The 19,730-nt window shown below is 32.2% G+C and carries 19 protein-coding genes; 15 read left to right on the forward strand and 4 right to left on the reverse strand.

Annotation, left to right across the window (positions count from 1 at the left end; genetic code table 11):
• Positions 1-173: 173 nt before the first annotated feature.
• Complete coding sequence (locus tag BUB63_RS03420) at positions 174-509, reverse strand: hypothetical protein (RefSeq protein WP_027309451.1); 336 nt, start codon at positions 507-509, stop codon at positions 174-176.
• Between the two features lie 33 nt (positions 510-542).
• Positions 543-1,670, reverse strand: coding sequence for a glycosyltransferase family 4 protein (locus BUB63_RS03425; RefSeq protein ID WP_073247949.1), 1,128 nt, complete (start codon positions 1,668-1,670; stop codon positions 543-545).
• A gap of 142 nt (positions 1,671-1,812) precedes the next feature.
• On the opposite strand from BUB63_RS03425, the gene BUB63_RS03430 reads away from it, so the two are divergent.
• Genes BUB63_RS03430 through BUB63_RS03445 form a run of 4 tightly spaced genes read left to right on the forward strand, consistent with a single transcriptional unit; the run spans position 1,813 to position 5,004 of the window.
• The gene (locus BUB63_RS03430; protein WP_073247950.1) at positions 1,813-2,805 is read left to right on the forward strand and encodes a CotS family spore coat protein; all 993 of its coding nucleotides are present in this window, start codon (positions 1,813-1,815) and stop codon (positions 2,803-2,805) included.
• Entirely contained in the window at positions 2,789-3,070 is a 282-nt protein-coding gene (locus BUB63_RS03435; RefSeq protein WP_027309449.1) for a hypothetical protein, read from the forward strand. Before BUB63_RS03430 ends, BUB63_RS03435 begins: the two co-directional genes overlap by 17 nt.
• 10 nt (positions 3,071-3,080) lie before the next feature.
• The gene (locus BUB63_RS03440) at positions 3,081-3,983 is read left to right on the forward strand and encodes a protein kinase family protein (protein ID WP_027309448.1); all 903 of its coding nucleotides are present in this window, start codon (positions 3,081-3,083) and stop codon (positions 3,981-3,983) included.
• Between the two features lie 4 nt (positions 3,984-3,987).
• Positions 3,988-5,004: a CotS family spore coat protein gene (locus tag BUB63_RS03445; RefSeq protein WP_073247951.1), complete on the forward strand. Its 1,017-nt coding sequence runs from the start codon at positions 3,988-3,990 to the stop codon at positions 5,002-5,004.
• A 19-nt stretch (positions 5,005-5,023) separates the two neighbouring features.
• Here BUB63_RS03445 and BUB63_RS03450 read toward each other — a convergent pair whose 3' ends face one another.
• Complete coding sequence (locus tag BUB63_RS03450; RefSeq protein WP_073247952.1) at positions 5,024-6,136, reverse strand: glycosyltransferase family 4 protein; 1,113 nt, start codon at positions 6,134-6,136, stop codon at positions 5,024-5,026.
• A gap of 111 nt (positions 6,137-6,247) precedes the next feature.
• Positions 6,248-7,567, reverse strand: a complete 1,320-nt coding sequence (locus BUB63_RS03455) for an MFS transporter (RefSeq protein WP_027309445.1) — start codon at positions 7,565-7,567, stop codon at positions 6,248-6,250.
• 397 nt (positions 7,568-7,964) lie between these two features.
• Here BUB63_RS03455 and BUB63_RS03460 point away from each other — a divergent pair, with 397 nt between their 5' ends.
• The 11 genes from BUB63_RS03460 (at position 7,965) to BUB63_RS03510 (ending at position 19,479) form a co-directional block, all read left to right on the forward strand.
• Entirely contained in the window at positions 7,965-8,957 is a 993-nt protein-coding gene (locus tag BUB63_RS03460; RefSeq protein ID WP_073247953.1) for a CotS family spore coat protein, read from the forward strand.
• A gap of 126 nt (positions 8,958-9,083) precedes the next feature.
• Positions 9,084-9,956 carry a sporulation peptidase YabG gene (gene yabG, locus BUB63_RS03465; RefSeq protein ID WP_027309444.1) on the forward strand — a complete coding sequence of 291 codons (873 nt, stop codon included), beginning with the start codon at positions 9,084-9,086 and terminating at the stop codon, positions 9,954-9,956.
• A gap of 11 nt (positions 9,957-9,967) precedes the next feature.
• Positions 9,968-11,281 (forward strand): N-acetylmuramoyl-L-alanine amidase, encoded by a 1,314-nt coding sequence (locus BUB63_RS03470; protein ID WP_073247954.1) that lies wholly within the window; start codon positions 9,968-9,970, stop codon positions 11,279-11,281.
• Positions 11,282-11,535: 254 nt separating this feature from the next.
• Positions 11,536-11,793 (forward strand): Veg family protein, encoded by a 258-nt coding sequence (locus tag BUB63_RS03475; RefSeq protein ID WP_027309442.1) that lies wholly within the window; start codon positions 11,536-11,538, stop codon positions 11,791-11,793.
• Positions 11,794-12,137: 344 nt separating this feature from the next.
• Positions 12,138-13,700: a DUF3794 and LysM peptidoglycan-binding domain-containing protein gene (locus BUB63_RS03480; RefSeq protein WP_073247955.1), complete on the forward strand. Its 1,563-nt coding sequence runs from the start codon at positions 12,138-12,140 to the stop codon at positions 13,698-13,700.
• A gap of 107 nt (positions 13,701-13,807) precedes the next feature.
• Positions 13,808-14,656, forward strand: a complete 849-nt coding sequence (gene ispE, locus BUB63_RS03485; protein ID WP_073247956.1) for a 4-(cytidine 5'-diphospho)-2-C-methyl-D-erythritol kinase — start codon at positions 13,808-13,810, stop codon at positions 14,654-14,656.
• A gap of 3 nt (positions 14,657-14,659) precedes the next feature.
• Positions 14,660-15,394, forward strand: coding sequence for a nucleotidyltransferase family protein (locus tag BUB63_RS03490; protein WP_027309439.1), 735 nt, complete (start codon positions 14,660-14,662; stop codon positions 15,392-15,394).
• An 88-nt stretch (positions 15,395-15,482) separates the two neighbouring features.
• Complete coding sequence (locus BUB63_RS03495; protein WP_027309438.1) at positions 15,483-15,689, forward strand: CLC_0170 family protein; 207 nt, start codon at positions 15,483-15,485, stop codon at positions 15,687-15,689.
• A 10-nt stretch (positions 15,690-15,699) separates the two neighbouring features.
• The gene (locus BUB63_RS03500; protein WP_073247957.1) at positions 15,700-17,247 is read left to right on the forward strand and encodes a spore germination protein; all 1,548 of its coding nucleotides are present in this window, start codon (positions 15,700-15,702) and stop codon (positions 17,245-17,247) included.
• A complete protein-coding gene (locus BUB63_RS03505) occupies positions 17,225-18,328 on the forward strand; it encodes a GerAB/ArcD/ProY family transporter (protein ID WP_073247958.1) in 1,104 nt (367 codons plus the stop codon). Before BUB63_RS03500 ends, BUB63_RS03505 begins: the two co-directional genes overlap by 23 nt.
• A complete protein-coding gene (locus tag BUB63_RS03510; RefSeq protein WP_073247959.1) occupies positions 18,325-19,479 on the forward strand; it encodes a Ger(x)C family spore germination protein in 1,155 nt (384 codons plus the stop codon). Before BUB63_RS03505 ends, BUB63_RS03510 begins: the two co-directional genes overlap by 4 nt.
• The last annotated feature ends 251 nt before the right edge of the window (positions 19,480-19,730 follow it).

A 19,730-nucleotide genomic window follows, 5' to 3' on the forward strand; every position in this document is an offset into this window, starting at 1 on the left:
AAGCGACATTCATCTTAGAGTTTTCAAGATGAATGTCGCTCTATTTTTAGGTAATATTATAAACCTTATCAATTCCTAACTGATTATTTATAAAATATAGATAGGCATAAGAATTGAAAAGGCAAACAAACTCCATAAAAACTTATTGTTGTACTATAATTTTGTTTCATTTTTTATTTTTCCTGTTCCTCTTTTGCTTCCTTTATATTTTTTATGTCATAAACTCCACTTTCAACAGTTTTAATTGCAGCATCAAGTCTTTTATCTAAAAGACAATGCAAATCCTCTGCTGAACGTCTAATCTCAAATACCAGCTCCAAAAGTTCTTTTATTTCGTGTTGTTCTGTAAAATTTATATGTGAAATGGAATTTGCAGCAGAAGCAAATCCATCAGCAGCGACTCCAAGCCTTGATATTGAATCGATAATTGGTAATATCTCCGTATTAAAAAGCTCACCAACCGATTTATACTTTGCCGCAAAACCAAATTTTTCTACTGTCTCGCCCACAAAACCACCCCTTCTTAGTTTTTTAAGGGGACATTACAATATTTTTCCTACTGCCTCCTTATATATGTTTAGTGTCTCCTTTGCAGTTTTATTCCAACTAAATTTTAATGAATGTTCATATCCCTTTTTGGCGAGACCTTCTCTTTTGTTTTCATCCACAATAAGACTCTCAATTGAGTTTTTTAGCTCTTCTGCATCAAAGGGATTAATAAGAAGTGCAGCATCTTCAACAATTTCAGGTATAGATGAAACATTAGATGTTATAACTGGTGTCTTACAACTCATTGCCTCAAGGGGAGGAAGTCCAAAACCTTCATACAGTGATGGATATAAAAATATAGTTGCACCACTATAAAAATAGGGCAAATCCTCATAGGGTACATATCCAGTAAATATAACATTTTCCTTTATGTTTAGACTATTTGCAAGGCTTATCAAAAAGCTGTGCTCATCTTTAGATGAACCTACAATAACAACCTTAAACTTATCCCTTATATCTTTAATGAGCCTTGAATAGGCAAGAAGTATGGATTTAACGTTTTTCCTTGGACTAAATCCACCAATGTATAAAAAGTAATCAAAATCTATGTTATATCTTTTATTTAAAAAGTCTCTGCATACATCCTTTTCGATTGGTCTGAAATAGTCATCGGCTGCAAGGTGTGTTACCTTTATCTTATCCTCCTCCACGTCAAATATCCTCATAATATCCTTTTTGGAGAAGTTTGAAACGGTTATTATAAAATCAGAATTTTGTATTATCTGTGGCATTTGCGATATAAATTTTTTTAAATATCCACGACCAACAGTTTCGGGCATTACATATGGAATCAAATCGTGAATTGTAGATATATAGATACAGTTTTTTTTAGAAGGAAGTCCTATTCCGTTCTGTGGAACGTGATATAAATCAATTTTTTTAGCCTTTAGGTTTTCGGGTATAAAGTATTCCTCAAAAAAATGGTGGTGTTTTTTAGAAGCAATACTTATGGATATGTTCTTATTAAAGTTAAATTGTTTATAGTTACTCCCATACCAGTATAATAAATAATTATTTTCAAAGTCGTGTAGATTTATATATTTCAAAAGCTCTATTGTATAGGTTCCAATTCCGGTTCCAGCATAAAGATTAGCACCTCTTGCATCTATGGCAATATTCATCCTATCACTCCGAAAATTAGCTGTATATATTATAAATATTACATTTATTAGCCAAATGTGCATATTTTTTTAAATATCATAGTAGCACAAAAAGAATTTATAAACATATTATAAAATAGAACTCTTAAATGGGAGATGAAGTATGTTTTTTGATGAAGTAGAAAAGGCCTATGGATTTAAAATTCTCTCCTACGAAAAAATAAAGAATATATATAAACTTAATACAGATAAAGGTTTATATTGCTTAAAAACATCAAAGTACGATTTAAAACAATATAATTTTATTATAAGTGTAATGCTATATCTTATAAATAAAGGCTATGAACACATACTTCCTATTTATAAAACAAAGGATGGAGAGCTTTTTATATCATTAAATGATGCTTATGCATATCTTACAGACTTTATAGAAGCAAAGGAGGCAGACTTTAAGGATTTAACAGAACTTAAGATGTGCATAGAGGCAATTGCAAGGCTTCATATATTATCAAGAGGATTTAAATATGACATAAGAATAAGAGATTATTATGGTAAGTGGATTGAAAAGTTTAGAAAAAGAAGTAGTGAACTTTTATACTTTAGAGCAATATGTGAAGCAAAGGAGGATAAAACTGAGTTTGATGAGATATTCTTAAAATATTTTGATATGCACTATAAACAGTCACTGAAGTGCCTAAGGGATTTTGAAAAGTCCGGATATCTAAAAATAATGGAATCCCATAAAAAACTTCACGAGGTATGCCATCACGATACAGCAAATCACAACTTTTTAATAACAAACGATAATCTAATTATAATTGATTATGACTATGCAATAATGGATACACATCTTCACGACCTATCAAGTATATTAATCAGAAACTTAAGATATGGTAATTGGGATATTAAGCTATTTAACTTCATTTTAAATGAATATGGAAGATACATTCCTGTTTCATTGGAGGAGGTTAATCTTATATTCTGCTTTATGGAGTTTCCACAGGATTTTTGGCAGGTGGGTCTGCAATATTATGTTGAGAAGCAGCCCTGGACAGAGGACAACTTTTTAAAGAGGCTAAATAGGGTTGTTTCTGATTCGGAAAATAGATTTAAATTTTTAGATGAGCTGGAGGGGTTATATGGAAAATATAGATAAATATATAGAAAAAATAGAAAAAATGAAGAGCGAACTTAACGATATAACCTTAGAACTTCTTAAAAGGACAGATGAAGAAAATATAAACATTGGAGATTTGGAGGATAAAATAAAAGGTTTAAAGGATGAAATAAAGAGGTTGAAAAAATTGAGAAAACAGCAGGAGAAGATGGAGGAACTTCTTGAGAAGAAGGATGAGATTATAAGGGAGATAGAAAAATCAAAGGAAAAGCATTTAAAGAAAAAGCGTAAAAGAAAACATTAGGAGTGATTGTATGGATTTTAAAGGGGGAAAAGATAAAATAAAAAAAATTGAAAAGGTTGACGATGGGTTTATTGTTGATATTGGAAGTAGAAGACTTCATTTAAAGAAGGTTGGTATAAAGGAGTCAGAAATACTTTTTATAAATGAAGTTATAGAACATTCTGTGAAAAATGGATTTAATAATATTGTTGTATTTGAAAGCCTAAGTGATGGGAAACCATATATAAAGTATGAAAATGAACTTTATATTTTAACAAACATATATAGCTTTGTCGATTTAAAGAAGGATATAAATGCCTATTGTTTAGCTTCGCTTTTGGCAGATTTTCACAAAACAACAGGGGGATTTACAGCAAGGGATGAAATAAAACCAAGTGTAACCTGGGGAAAGAGAACAGGTAAATATAGAAATCTTTATACAATGTTAGATAAATTTATAGATGAGATAAGTGAAAAGAGTAGGCGTAATGAGTTTGAGGAGAAGGTTGTATCTATTTTGGGTGAGCTAAAGACAAGATGTAAAGGTGCAATGAAGGCCTTTAGAAGCATAGAATATTTTAATCTTCTTGAACTAAGTATGAAGAAGAAGGAAATAGTCCTATATGACATTGGAAAACAGACATTGGCGGAGTTAAATGGAAAGTATTATATATACGATGTATTTGATTTATCCTATGGACTTATAGAGGAAGATTTGGCTATGCTCATAAAAAAGACAAATAGAGAAAATAAAGACAAAATAATAGATATTTACAGTAAAAATTCACCAAGGCAGATAAACTTAAATATACTTGAGGCATATTTAAACTTTCCTGAAAATACACTTAAGGTAATATGTGAATATATGAGGCAGAAGGATGCTAATTTAGTAGCAAAGCTTCAAAGGGCCTCTATTAAGGATGATGTGAGGTGAATTTATGGAATATAAGTTTAGAGACAAAGTATATCTTTCAACATATATGTTAGACACAGAACTTTTTGATAGATATAATTTTTTAGTTGAAGATGCTGTGCCCATCCGTTCAGTTTTTATATTAAAAACAAATGAGGGGCTTAAGATACTTAAAAAGATAGATTATAAGTTAGAGGAACTTGAGTACATCTATGAGGCACTAAATCACATAAGAAGGACATACCCCTATGTAATAAATTTTAAGCAGAGTATAGAAGGAAAACCCTATGTTGAATATCAAGGTGGTATATATGTTGTACTTGATTTAATTGAGGGACGCGAGTGCATATATGAAAATCCTGTTGATTTAATAGGAGCATCAAAGTCACTTGCAAAACTTCATAGTGCATCAGAGGGAATTAAGGTTAAGGATATACGAAACAATCTCTATAAGATGGAAGCAAATATCATAAAAAAGATAAAGGAACTTAATATGTGTAGAGACTTTGCAAAGCTTCATTTAAATAAGAGTGACTTTGATAAACTTTTTTTAGAGTATGCAGATTATTATATAGATGAAGCAACACAAGCCCTAAACAAACTCCAAAAGTCGGAGTATAGGAGGTTGTGCAGAGAAAGGTATGTTCTTTGCCACCACGATTTAGCACATCACAATATAATTGTGGACAATGAGGATAATTATTATTTTGTTGATTTTGACTATGCTGTTGTGGATTTACCCTATCACGACCTCTGTAATCTTATAACAAAGGCAATAAAACACAATATGTGGAATATAGATATGGCAGACACTGTTCTTCAGGGATACAGAAGCATTAACGAGCTAAAAAAGGATGAACTTGAGGTGCTTTATGCATACCTTTTATTCCCACAGGATTTTTATGATATCACGATAAGCTACTATATGAAGACAAGAGGATGGGATGAGGATGAATTTTTTGAAAAGCTAAAGCGAAAGGCAGAGTATAAGGATGATAGGGAGAGGTTTTTAAAGGACTTTAAGGAGTTTATAGAAGGATAGAGGGGAGCAAAATTCCCCTCTATCTATTTAATATTTCTATTGTTTCAATTGTTGTTTTCTTCCAAGAATATATACTGCTTCTCTTTAGTGCTTTAAGCACCATTTTGTTATATAGAGTTTCATCCTTTAGAAGAATCAGCATTTTTTCTTTTATATCCTCTATTTCATATGGGTCAATATATAGTGTATCCTCCCCAAGAACTTCAGGTATAGATGTTTTATTTGATGCAATTGTTGGTGTTCCACAGGCCATAGCCTCAAGAGGAGGAAGACCAAAACCTTCGTAAAAGGAGGGATAAACAAAAATCTTTGCAGCATTATAAAAGATTGGAAGTTCTTCAACAGGAACATATCCAGTAAATACTACATCATCCTTTAGATTAAGTTTAAGAGCAAGATCCCTGTAATCATAATAGGACCTACCTTTTTTCCCAAGTATAACAAGTTTAATAGGATTTTTGTACTTTTCCTTTAATAGTGAAAAGGCCTGTATAAGTCCCTTTATATTTTTTCTTGGACTAAATCCACCGACATAAAGGATAAAATCATCTTCTATACCATAGTTTCTTAGTACAAAGTTTTTACAAATTTCTTTATCCATAGGAACATAAAAATCCTCGGCTGCAAGATGTGTTACATATATTTTTTCTTCAGGAAAGTTTAGGGTTTCTGCAATATCTTTTTTTGAGAAATTAGATACGGTTATTATTCCATCTACTCTTTTAATAAGCTCTGGAACTTCTCTAAGATATATGTCAAGATATTGAGGGCCTACTGTTTCAGGCATTTTATAGGGGATTACATCGTGAAGTGTAATAAAAAATCTGCAGGGTTTATCCTTTGGTAGACCAATTCCATTTTGAGGTACAAAATATACATCCATATTTGTATTGCTGATTAAATTAGGAATATAGACATCCTCCCAAAAGGTATCTTTACTTCTGTCGTCAATTATATTAACCTCAATGTTATTTGGAATATCAAGGTCGGAGTTGTTTTCATTAGGCAAAAAGAAGGTGTACCTGTTTATTTTATCGAGCCTGCATATATTATAGATAATTTGATATGTGTATGTGCCAATTCCAGTTCCACGATACCATCTTGCGGCACGTGCATCAATTCCAATCTTCATTTTAGCACCTTATAAATATTTCTACTATATCATAATATGTTATATAAATAAAAGTGTGAAGAAGGAACGTAAAGAAAAAGGGCTGCATTTTGCAGCCCAGATGTTAAGGAATTAAGCAGCTTTTTCTTCTTCTTTTTGTTCGCTTGATCTATTGTATTTTTTAGTGTATGTCACAAGTAATAGTATTGAAGCTGTAGTATATACAGCAGCAGTTATATAGTAAGCTACTGCATAACCAGATGTAGTCTTAAATAGGAATCCCTTTGTAAAGAAACCTGCAAGTATTGATGTTAGTGCACCTGCAACGAATATTGCTGAGTTGTATGCAGGTCTTAGTTCCTTTGAAACGAATTCCATTGGTAGTGAGTTCATTATTGGGTTTGCAGCATTCATAAGACCAAATCTAAAGAATAGTGCTAAACCTACTACCATAGCAGCCTTGTCACCAAATGCACGTCCATTTGCAATGAACATCATAAATGGAATTGATGCAAGTGCAAGACCACCAAGTGCAACAACTTGTCCAATCCTCTTTACTATATATGGACATATAGCTGTAAATATAACGCCAGCAAAGTATGAATAAGAAATTAGCTTTGAAGTAGTTGCTCTGTCTATTCCAACAAACTTATTTAGATATACTGAGAAGTATGGGCATATTAATGATGCACCAAATCTAATTAGAGCATAATATACTAAGAATATAAGAACGTATTTATTAGTAAGTATTGACCAATCAAAGCCCTTCTTTTCTTTGCTTGTTTCTTTATAGTCTGATTCAACTTGTTTTACAAATAGGAATGGTATTAATGATATAAGTGCAACTATTGCAAACATTAGAAGTACGTCTTTATGTGCAAGGATATATTGATTTAGCATTTCAGGGCTCATCTTGTCAACTGCTTCTGAAATAGCTTGAGCTTCTGCCTTTGAAATATTCATTCTTGCAGCAAATCTATTTACAATTAATGAACCTCCAAAGTAAGTTGCAACAACCATACCAGCAAGGTTTGTCCAAATAGCAGTTGAGAATATTTTATTTCTGTTTTCTGGTGTAGTATATGCTGTAAGGTATGGTGGAAGTATTACGTCATAAAGTGTTGTACCAGTTAATATTGCAAGTGTTGCAACTGGGAATATAAGTCCAACATTTACATAAGCAACTGCAACAAGTCCTAATATAACCATTAAAGGAGCTGCAAGTGCAAGTGCCTTATATCCTACCTTTGGTGCTAAAAGAAGAATTGCTGCTGCAAGGAAGGTACTGTAGCCCATATAGGCTGAAAATGATTGTGCAGTACCAAGTGATACTTGTTGTAGGAATGTAACAAGTACGTCAAAGGCTATACCTGAAAGTAATCCCATAAATATGTAGCTTACTATGAAGGCATAGCTGTTAAGGTTAAAACGTTTTAATTCCTTTTGTTCCATTGTGCTACCCCCTATATTATTTTTTTTCGACAATTAGTATTATAAAATGTTAAAATAATTTTAACAATATATTTTAAAAAAGTAGTAATATTTAGTAAATTCAAATAATATTTTAAATTGAATTGAAAATGACGGATAAAATGCAAAATAGTCTATGATATAAAAACTTGAATTAAAAAATTCAATAAAAACAACCAGTATAAAATTTCGAAAAATTTAGAAAAACAAATTTAAGCAATGATTTTGCTTGTTTATGTTACAAAAAATAAACATTCTGAAATTTTAGTTTTGTGAACTAAAAACGCTTTATTTTGCTAAACATATTGTCAATTATTTATTATTCATTTGGAATAGTTGAATAGAAACTGACATAAAAATGAATAAAGGGGGTGGAATTATGGTTAGAGAAACAGAAATATCAAATCAATTTGGTTTTAGAATATACGACTGTATACCAAAAAAAGGAGTATATTTACTAAAAACCGACAAAGGGGATAAATGTTTAAAGAAAATATCCTATGGAATTCAAAAACTAAATTATATTTATAAGGCTAAAAATCATATTGTTTCAAATGGTTTTGAAAGGGTAGATAGATACAATCTATCCCTTAATAATAATCCATATGCCCTTGTAAATGAGGATATATATATAGTTACCGACTGGATTGATGGAAGAGAGGCAGATTTTAAGATATTAGAAGATGTTAAGATAGCTGCAAGAACTTTAGCAAAATTTCATATAGCAGCAAGGGGGTTTGATTTAGAGGAAAACCTTAAGGTTAGATGTGATGTAGGTAAATTGCCATACGTCCTTGAAAAAAGACTTAGAACCCTTAAGAAAATGAAGGAGATGGCACAAAAGAACAAAAAGAAAACTGAGTTTGATATGCTGTATTTATCAAATGTAGATAGTTTTTATGAGCTTGCAAAGAATTCTTATGAAACTATCAATATGGAAAGCTATAAAAAGGTATGCGATATGTCCCTAATTGAAAAGGTTTTGTGCCACCACGATTACACATACCACAACATATTAATAAAAAATCCTGATGAGGTGTACTTAGTTGATTTTGATTATTTGAAATCTGAGGTTCAGGTCTATGACTTATCAACCCTTATTGTTAAAACATTAAAGAGGGTTGACTGGAATATAGATTATGCAGTAGTTATTTTAAAGGAATACTCATCAATAAGAGAGCTTACTTCTGATGAAAAGGAAGTATTAAAGACACTACTTAAATTTCCACAGAGATTTTGGCGGCTTGCTAATAGATACTACTATAAAGAGGCAGCTTGGACAGAGGCTACTTTCCTAAAGAAAATGAAGGAGATAGTTGATGAAAAGGATAGATATTTAGAGTTTTTAAGCAAGTTAGATGAAATATTGTGATGTATGAAAAATGTGATAACTGTGACATAGGGCAGTTTGGAAGGTATATATTCTAAACTGCCCTATGTCATTATTTTTTAACCTTATACTTCAATAAAACATATTATATACAAAGGAGGTGATGTTATGGAGGAATTTAAAGTGGGGGATATAGTTATAAGGAAATCCTATGGCGGTGATGTCTATTTTAAAATAATGGAGATAGTAAAAAAACAGGATGGTACAAACCTATATATTTTAAAGGGAACTAACTACAGATTAATTGCAGATGCACAGGAGGAGGATTTAGAGAAGCCACCTATTTCTAAAATATCAAAGGAGGAAGATGAAACCCTAAAGAGAGTAAATACACTCATTAAAAAGGCAGTACTTCAAAGAAGAAGTCAAGGGACCTTTCAAAGAATAAATACTCCAAATGTAAACTCAAATGTTACCTTTGGCCGTCCTGGCAAGGTCCTTCATATAGATGGTGATATGGAATATTTAAATATATGCTTAAAAGGATATAAACAGCTTGGTATAGAGGCTTATGGAAGATTTGTTCCAGAGGTTAGGCAGCCGGATGTTGTTCTTGAGCTTTTAAATGAAGTAAGACCTGATATATTGGTCTTAACAGGTCACGATGCGATGCTTAAGGGTAGTCAGGACTACAAAAATTTAGATAGCTATAGAAACTCAAGATACTTTGTCGAGGCGGTAAGAAGAGCAAGGGAATACGAGCCATCCTATGATGATTTGGTTATATTTGCCGGTGCTTGTCAATCCTTCTATGAAGCATTAATTGAGGCAGGGGCAAATTTTGCAAGCTCTCCTAATAGGGTTTTTATACACGCCATGGACCCTGTTTTTGTTTGTGAAAAGATAGCATTTTCAAGTATTTCAAAGTTTTTAAATCCTAAAGAGATAGTTGATAGTACAATTACAGGGATTAAGGGTATAGGTGGACTTGAGACGCGGGGCAAATATAGAGAGGGACTACCTAAATCACCTTATGCATAGGTGGGGTGTTTATGAAGATAATGGGTGTATCCTTTAAAGATTTTGTTTTAAGTAATGTGTTGAAAATAGATATTGATATTTTTGATATGCCATTTGAGGTTTTAAAGGCATTAATTGTTTTAAAAAGAAGTGAACTAGTTGTACACGTAAAAAATTCTGGGTATTACAAAAGAGAATTTAGTGGCGAAATTAATTTGGATAATTTAAAAAAACTTGAAGATACAAAGAAGGAACTATTGGATAGAGCCTATGATGAGACACAAGGTATAATTGTTGTAAATAATGCTGAACCTGTTTCACTATATTTTACAAAGTGCTGTGGAGGAGGGACAGCAAATTCAGAGTCTATATTAGGATATAAGGTTAATTATTTAAGAAAGGTACTTTGCAGAAGATGTAGCGAAAGATGTGAAGAAATAAAGATTGACTGCGAAAAGATGGCAAATGCAATAGGATGTAGAATTAAATATAAAGACCAGATAAGGGAAATTATACGTGATGTGTCGAGGGATGATACAGGAAGAATAAGAAAACTTAATCTTCTTGGCAAGGAAATAACAGGAGATAAGCTAATGGAGATATTAGGTTTAAAGAGCAATAGAGTTTATTTTAAAGAAGATAGCATAGTTTTAAAGGTTGTGGGTGAAGGAATAGGGCTTGGTGTGTGTATTGAGGGTGCTTGTTCTATGGCAAATGAAAATAAAGATTTTAAGGATATAATAGAATACTACTATACAGGTATTGAATTTGTTAAGCTTGATGAGGACAAAATTGTAAATACACTGGAGGGAAGAAAAATTGTAATAGATGCAGGACACGGTGGAAGGGATTTTGGGAATGTAAATGGCGATTTTATTGAGAAGGATATAAACCTAAAAATTGCCCTAAGGTTATATGAACTTCTATCTAACAAAGGGGCTGAATGTATTTTGACAAGGTGTATAGATGAGGATATAACACTTTCAGATAGAGTTAAAATAATAAACAGGAAAAGACCTGATATATTTATAAGCATACATCAGAATAGTTTTCCTCAGGAGAGCGTTAATGGAATAGAGGTTTACTGTTTTAAGGATGATATAGATGCTGTAACCCTATCAAAAAAGATATTAGATAGGGTTACAGAGGAATTGAAGATAAAAAATAGGGGTATAAGAGAAGGGGACTACTACATTTTAAGGGAGAGCAAAAGCACAGGAGTTATTGTAGAGTGTATGTATATTACAGGAAATATAGATAGTAGGTTAATATGTGAAGAGAATATTTATAAAATCGCAGAGGCGATATATAGGGCTGTATGTGAATATTTTGAAGTTATTGTTTGATTGTAATAATGCCAAGGTATTTTTGAAATGTCTTGGCATTATTACAATGATTTTTTGTCAAATTGAAATACTATATGAATTATAGAGTATTGTTGAGATATAGTGAAGTATTATGAAATTAATAAAAATTTTAAAATTAGTAAACATAAAATTAATATTGACTTTAGATAAAAATGCTGATAAAATTAATTATTTTATTTGACAAAATTAAGTTGTTGGAGTAAAATTGTATTTGTGGAAAGAGGGTGTTTGTTATGAAGGGGAAAGAACTTTTAGATGCCATCAAAAAAAATATTGATGAGCACGTAGGAGAAAAGGTCCTTTTAAAGGCAAACAACGGCAGAAAGAAAGTTCTTGTAAAAGAGGGTATTTTAGAACAAACATATCCCAATATATTTGTAGTTAGAGTCGAAGCAAGTGACAATACATCAAGAGTTATTTCATATAGCTATTCTGACATACTTACAAAAAATGTACAAATAGTCTTTGAAAACAATGAAGTAGCAATGTAGAAGATAAACTACAAAATCAAAAAGGAGCCAAAGCTTGGCTCCTTTTTGATTTTGCAAAAAACACAAAAACCACCGGGGAAGTGGTTTTTGTGTGGGGTTATGGGTTTGGCAGCTTATTTTTTAAAATAGGGGGATAAAAGATTAAGGTTTCTTTAGGGTATTGAGAATTTATGAGAGGTTATATGGTCATCAACAATTATTAATTTTATCTAAAATAAAAAAAATGTCAATATATATCGAAAAAAGAAGTAATATTAAAAAAATTCTATCAAATAATGTTTTAGTCATAAAAAAGCTGTAGTCATTATATACTATATTAGGTAATTTTGGGTGGGAGGGATATAATGTCAGTAGAATTAGTTAGAGATATGCTAAATTACGAAAGAATAATTGCTGAAGGTTCAAGTCAAACAATGGTTAGTGGAGATATTGTGATTGACGAGATGAACCCAGAGATAGATAAGATACTAAACGTTGATGGAGAAGTTACATTAATGGAGGCTACTGTACTTGAGGATAAGGTTTTAGTTGATGGCAGAATGTCGTTTAAGATACTCTATGCATCAAAAGGTGAAAATTCTGTAGTTAAAATTCAAAAGGCAGATACTAATTTTAAACAATATGTTCAGGCTCCAATGGCAGTTCCTAATATGACCTGTAAAGTAATGTCATCAATTGAAACGCTTGAATATGAAATGCTCTCTGATAAGAAGTTAAAGGTTAATGCAGTTGTAACATTGAAGACTGTTGTATATCAAAAGTGTGAGGTTGAAACAATAGTTGACATTAAAGGACAAGACCTTCAAACACAGAAGGATACAATGAAGGTATGTGAGTTTGTTTCTGAGGACACATCTAAGGTTATAGTAAAGGGTAATTTAGAACTTCCTCAGGATAAGGGAGAGTTTGCAAACATACTTAAACTTTCTGCTCACGTTCATAAAAAGGACCTATTAATTCAAGATGGTAAGCTTGTTGTAAATGCTTGTGTACTCTCAAGGGTGCTCTTTGAAACAACAAAGGATCAGCTAATATGTCAAGATGTAGATATAGCCTTTACTAATGAAATAATGATAGAAAACTTAAAACCAAATATGAAGTGCGACGTATCCTTTAGGATAACTGATATAGATTATAAAGTATTAGAAAATGAAGCAGGTGAGAGACAAAACCTTGAAATACAAATATCCCTTGATGTAAATGTTAAAACATACAATGATAGACTAATAGAAAGAACAATAGATGCCTTTACATCATCATCAAGATTTGAATTTGTTAGGGAGAATATAGGCTCAATTGGATATTATAATGAGGGAGTAGATAGCCAGACTATAAAAGAAAGAATTACAATTGATGATGATTTAGATGGAATAAGAGATATTATATATGTTGATGCAAAGCCAATATTAACAGAGACAAAGATTGTGGAAGATAAGGTTATATGTGATGGTGTTGTTTCTATTTGTGCTGTATATAGGGCAGAAAAGGAAGAGGATGAGCTTGTAAGTTACAGTGAAGAGATACCATTTAAGTCTACAGTTTCAATAGATGGTGCAAAGATAGATATGATAGAGGATGCAATTGTTAATTTAGAATATCTATCCTTTGACAAGGCATCCCAAAGAGAAATGGATGTAAAGGTTATTGTTGAGGTTTCCGCAAAGTTATATAACAAGATGATGTTTGATATAATTAAGAATGTAGAGGAAGTTGATATAGAAGACAGTATAAAGAATATGCCAAGCTTAGTATTATATGTAGTTCAACCAAATGATACTATTTGGAAGATTGCTAAAAAATACTGTACTTCTATGGAGGATATAATTAAAATAAATGATTTAGATAATCCAGATTTAATAATGCCGGGAATGAAGCTTTTAATTCCTAAGAAGGGATTTATGAAGTAGTCTAAAAGGTGTCAGGTAAAAATATATTTCCTGACACCTTTTATTGAATATAATTGCAGGAATTTTTTAACTTATGTATAATTGTATATACGAAGGGAGGATTTTCTATGATTATCGAATGTCCTGCAAAGATTAATCTTTCACTTGATGTAGTTGGTAAAAGGGAGGATGGCTATCATCTTTTAGAGATGATAATGCAGACGGTTTCACTTTATGATAAAGTGAAAATAACAAAGGATAGTGAAACAAGGGTTATATGCAATAATATTAATGTACCATCAGATAGAAGTAATATTGCTGTAAGGGCAGTTGAACTAATGAAGCAGAGATATGAAATACAGGATAACTTTAAGATTGAGATAGAGAAGAATATACCTGTGGCTGCTGGGCTTGCTGGTGGAAGTACCAATGGAGCGGCAGTAATAAAGGCTATAAACGAAATGTATTCTCTAAAACTTTCAAAGGACGAGATGAAGGAAATTGCTCTAAAACTTGGTGCAGATGTACCCTTCTTCTTTGAGGGAGGAACCTGCCTTGCAGAGGGGATAGGGGAGAAACTTACAAAATTAAACGACATATCCTGCTACATTGTACTTGCTAAACCACCAATAAATGTTTCTACTAAATATGTTTATCAGAATCTAAAATTAGATGAAATTTCAATACATCCAGATACTAAAAGAATAATTGATTATATAAAATATAACGATATAAAGATGCTTGCAGCATCAATGGTAAATGTTCTTGAAAATGTTACAATAAAGGAATATCCAATAATATACGAGATTAAAAATATAATGATGGAGTTTGGTGCATTAGGAAGCCTTATGAGTGGAAGTGGGCCAACGGTATTTGGTATATTTGAGGAAAAGGCGGATGCTATTAAGTGCTACAATAGATTAAGGGATTATATAAAGGAAGTTTTTGTTGTTAATACAGTTGATAGAGGGGTGTAAAAAATGGTAAATGCTTTAATTCTTGCTGGTGATAAGGGAAGGGATGGGGTATCAAAGGCCCTTTTAAAAATTGGAGATAGGTATATGGTAGACTACATAATAGATGCTCTAAAGGAGTGTAAAAAAGTTAAGGACATCTACATAGTTTGTGATGAAGGTGTAAAAAAAGTTTTAAAGGATAGAGTAAAGGGGTGTATAAATCCTGCTGGTGATATAATAGATAATATTGTATTTGCATCCGAATGTATAGAGGACAAACATACACCTCTTATAATATGTACAGCAGACATACCACTTATAAAAAGCAGTGCAATAGAGGAATTTGTTGAGGAATGTGAAAAGAAAAATATAGATGTTGGTTATCCTGTAATAGACAAAAAATTAAATGATGAAAAATATCCAGATGTAAGAAGGACCTATGTAAAGATGAGGGAAGGAGTTTATACTGGAGGAAATATAGTATATATAAAGATGGAGGCAATAAAAAACTGTACAGAAAAGGCAAAAAAGCTTGTAGAGTATAGAAAAAAGCCTTTTAAGATGGGAAGAACATTGGGATTTACATTTTTAATAAGGTTAGCATTAGGAAAGCTTACAATTGAGGCTGTTGAGAAAAAAATTGGTAAGATGTTTAATGTAGATGGACGTGCAATCTTCACCAAGTATCCTGAGATTGGAAATGATGTTGATAAGCAGGAGGATATAGATTTTGTTAAAAAGTATCTAAATATAGTGTAAAAAGTTTCGCTTTGGGTAAACCAAGGCGAAACTTTTTTTTGAATAAATAACCTCTATGAATGTAAAACTAAATTAAAGAGGTGGTGCTATGGCTATTTTGAAATTTTTTAAGGATTATTTTGATTTTAACGTGATGCTTTTATTTTTAATATCGGTATTTTTTCTATACAATGATTCAAAGGAATATAAACAGAAGGGAATGCAGAAGGAGTACAAGTTCTGTAGGTTTTTTATCTATCTATACACCATAGTTGCAATCATAGGATATGTGCTTTATTTAAAGCTTGAAATTTAGGGGTGATTATATGAAAAGGGAAATATTATACCAATATACTCCTAATAAGAAAACACCTATTAGTACAATGATTGATGACAATATACTTTCTGTGAAAAATCTACTTAAGGACTGTGATGATGTTGTATATAGGCAGTTTAAAATAGGTGGAGATAAGGGTAGAGACGTATTTTTATTCTATATAGATGGAATGGCAGATAAAGAGCTATTAAATAACTTTGTATTAAAACCTCTTATGCTTATGGCAAGAATGGTTGAGCCAACCTTTGATGACATTAAAGATGAACTCTATGAAGCCTCAAAGGTTGCAGCTATGTCTGTAACAGATTTTAAGGAAAATGACAGCATTGAAGAGGCAGTTTTGGCTGTTTTGTCTGGTGATACAGCAATTTTTATGGATGGAGAAAGCAAGGCTTTAATTATTGCAACTAAGTTTTTCCCTGTAAGGGGAGTACAGGAACCTACAGCAGAGACGGTTATAAGAGGTTCAAGAGATGGATTCACAGAGACAATAAGGATGAACACAGCTCTTGTAAGAAGAAGGATAAGAGATCCAAGATTTAAAATAAAACAAAAGCAGATTGGAGTTCGCTCAAAAACGGATATTGCAGTAATGTATATAGATGACATAGTTGATAAGCAGATAGTTGATGAGGTTATAAATAAATTAAATGGCATAAATATAGATGCAATATTAGATAGTGGCTATATACAGCAGTATTTAGAGGATAGGCCCTTTAGTCTTTTCCCACAGGTTCAGACAACAGAAAGGCCAGATGTTGTGGCAGCAGCAGTATATGAAGGAAGGGTTGCAATACTTGTTGATAATTCACCCTTTGCTCTAATTGTGCCTGTAACTTTAACAGCTTTTTTCCAATCTCCAGAGGATTATTATTCAAGGACTGTAGTTGTAAGTTTTGTAAGAATACTAAGGATTATTTGTGGAGGTATAGCAATACTTGCACCAGCTCTATACATTGCGATAACCTCCTTTAGCCCTGGTATTATTCCAACAAAACTTGCACTTTCAATTGCAGCAACAAGGGAGGGTGTTCCATTTCCTGCCTTTATTGAGGCTATAATAATGGAACTTACACTTGAGCTTTTAAGGGAAGCTGGAGTTAGGCTTCCAAGACCAATAGGTTCAACTATTGGTATTGTAGGAGGTCTTGTAATAGGTCAGGCAGCTGTTTCTGCTGGTATTGTAAGCCCTATTATGGTAATAGTTGTTGCAATAACAGCTATATCCTCCTTCTCTATACCAAACTATGAATTATCAGCAGCCTTTAGATTAGTAAGATTTTTATTAATGGTATTTGCAGCAGTCTTTGGGCTCTATGGCATAGTTTTAGGTTCAATTATTGTGTTAATACATTTGAGCAACTTAAAGAGCTTTGGTGTACCATTTTTGGCACCTATTGCACCCTTTGAGTATACAGACATAAAGGATTCAGTAATATTTAGAGCACCTTGGAGATATATGATAAAAAGACCAAGGCATATAAATCCAAAGGATGAAATAAGGCAGGCAGGTGATGAAAATGCAGAGGGGCAATGACAAGATATCGACTTATCAAGTCGGAGTTCTTGTTTATCTTACTATATTAGGTGTTGGTATATTAACACTTCCAGCTTCAATGGCAAAGGAAGTTGAAAATGATGGATGGATACTCTCTATAATTGCAGGTATTATCTGCATAGGTATAGTCTATATTATGTGTAAAGTTGGAGAGAAATTTCCCCAAAATGGTTTAGTTGGTACCTTGAAGCTACTTTTTGGGAATATATTAGGAATAATACTTGCAATTCCTGTCTTTTTGTATTTTCTTTTATTTGCAGCACTCGAAACAAGAATTTTTGGAGAAACAGCAAAGATATTTTTGCTAAATAGAACCCCCCTTGAAATGATAATGATTCCATTGATTATTTTATCAGTAATACTTGCAAGGCTTGGAATAGAACCAATTGTAAGGTTTTTTGAAGCCGTAACCCCTGTAATTGCATTTGTCCTTGTTATTTTGTTTTTAATAGGATTGGTGGGTTCAGATTTTTCCAATTTAAAACCTATACTTTCCCACGATTTGTTAAGCTTTGTAAAGGGGATTAAATCTGCTATGTTTGCCTACGCAGGTTTTGAGGCACTACTTATAATATTTCCCTTTATAAAGGAGCCTAATAAAGCCTTTAAGGCATCTTTTGTTGCGATGCTTTTACTAATAGTAGCCTACGTTATTACAATAATTGAATGCTATGCAACCTTTGGTTCAAAATTAACACAGAGATTTATGTATCCAACAATGAGTATGATAAAGGCATCGGATGTTCCAGGAGCTTTTATAGAGAGGGTTGAAGGTATATTAGAGGCTCTTTGGGTTTTATTTGTATATACAACCATAGTATCTCTCCTTTATTCATTGAGTGTTGTAGGCAAGGATATATTAGGTCACATTGAAGCAAAACATATATTGATTATATTTTTACCCTTTATATATCTTGGTTCTCTTGTAGGTGACAGCATTATAGATATGATGAAATACGGGGATTTGCTCACAAATACATTAGGAATATATACAATTTTTATACTTCCTGTATTAATTTTTATTGTATCAAGGTTTAAAAAGGTAGGTGGAGGCAAATGAAGAGATTGCCTTTGGTGTTTGTTTTAATCTTAAGCTTACTATTTCAAGGTTGTTGGGATAAGGTGGAGATAGATGAAAGGGCCTTTGTAGGTGGGATATTTATTGATGCTGTGGGAGAAGAAGGAAGCAAAGAATCAAAAGAGGTAAAACCCTTTTATGAGGAGGATATGGATGGCACCTTAAAGGTAATATTTACACTTGCAAATCCTGGCGAGGTCTTAAAGGGCGGAGAAAAGGGGTATGTTACTGTTGAGGCTGAGGCAGAGACAATACCAGATGCAATAAGAAAAATAGGAATAAGGTTAAATAGAACTCCTTTTTTTGCACATACAAAGGTTGTTGTTTTAAGTGATAAAGTGCTTAAAAATGAAAGGATATTCAAAGAAATAATAGATTTTTTAGAAAGAGACCCCGACATCAATGCTTCAGTTAATATTATGATGCTTGAGGGTGATATTGAAAAACTTACTAAAATAAAACCAAAGCTTGATATATATCTTGTTACATATATACAGGGTGTATTTAGGAATGCAAGTAACTTATCATATATTGTACCTGTAAAATTATTAGATTTTATTTCAAATCTTAATTCAGGCAATAAGGCAATAATGCCGGTTATAACTATTAAGGAAGATGAGATTGAGATAAAGAATATTGCATTAATAAAGGATAATAAGCTCTATAAACAGGTGGATGAAAAATATTTAAGGGCATTTCAATTTTTAAATGATAAATTAAAGGGAGGAAGAAAGTTTGTAAACTATAAGGGAATAGATATATCCTATTTTATACAGGATAACTATAGGGATATATATGTAGAGGATGATAATGGAAAGCTCAAATTTACAATAAAGGCTGAACTTGAAGGATACTTAGAAAATGAATCCTTTAGTAAAGAGGATATTGATAAAAAAATTTTAGATGATATAGAGAGCATTTTATCAAAATCCTTTGAACTTGAAATGATGGAAACAATAAAATACTTCCAAGATGATATAGAGGCTGATTATTTAGGTTTAGAGGATTATACAAGAAAGAATTATTATAAAGTCTATAAAAAATATAAGGATAATTGGGATGAGGCATTTAAAGAGGCAGAATTTAGAGTTGAAGTAAAGGCCTTTATAAGAAGAATAGGATCAAAGAGGTAATAAAATTGCCTCTCAGATTGTTGACAAACCTAATTGTTAGCTAAAGTATGAAAAAGCCCCATGAAAGGATTTCAAATTGGCATATTTCATGAGCTTTAGCAATTCTTAGCTTTTCGACTTTGGAAAAGTCCGTAATTCGGCACAGGACGTGCCGAGCCGAGCGGCCATCAGGACGATGGCATCGCGAGGGTAGGACTTTTTCAAACAAAGAAAAGCTTAGAATTGATTAGCGAAATGAACGAATGCCTAAG

This window comes from Caloramator proteoclasticus DSM 10124, from assembly GCF_900129265.1.
Lineage (GTDB): Bacteria > Bacillota > Clostridia > Clostridiales > Caloramatoraceae > Thermobrachium > Thermobrachium proteoclasticum.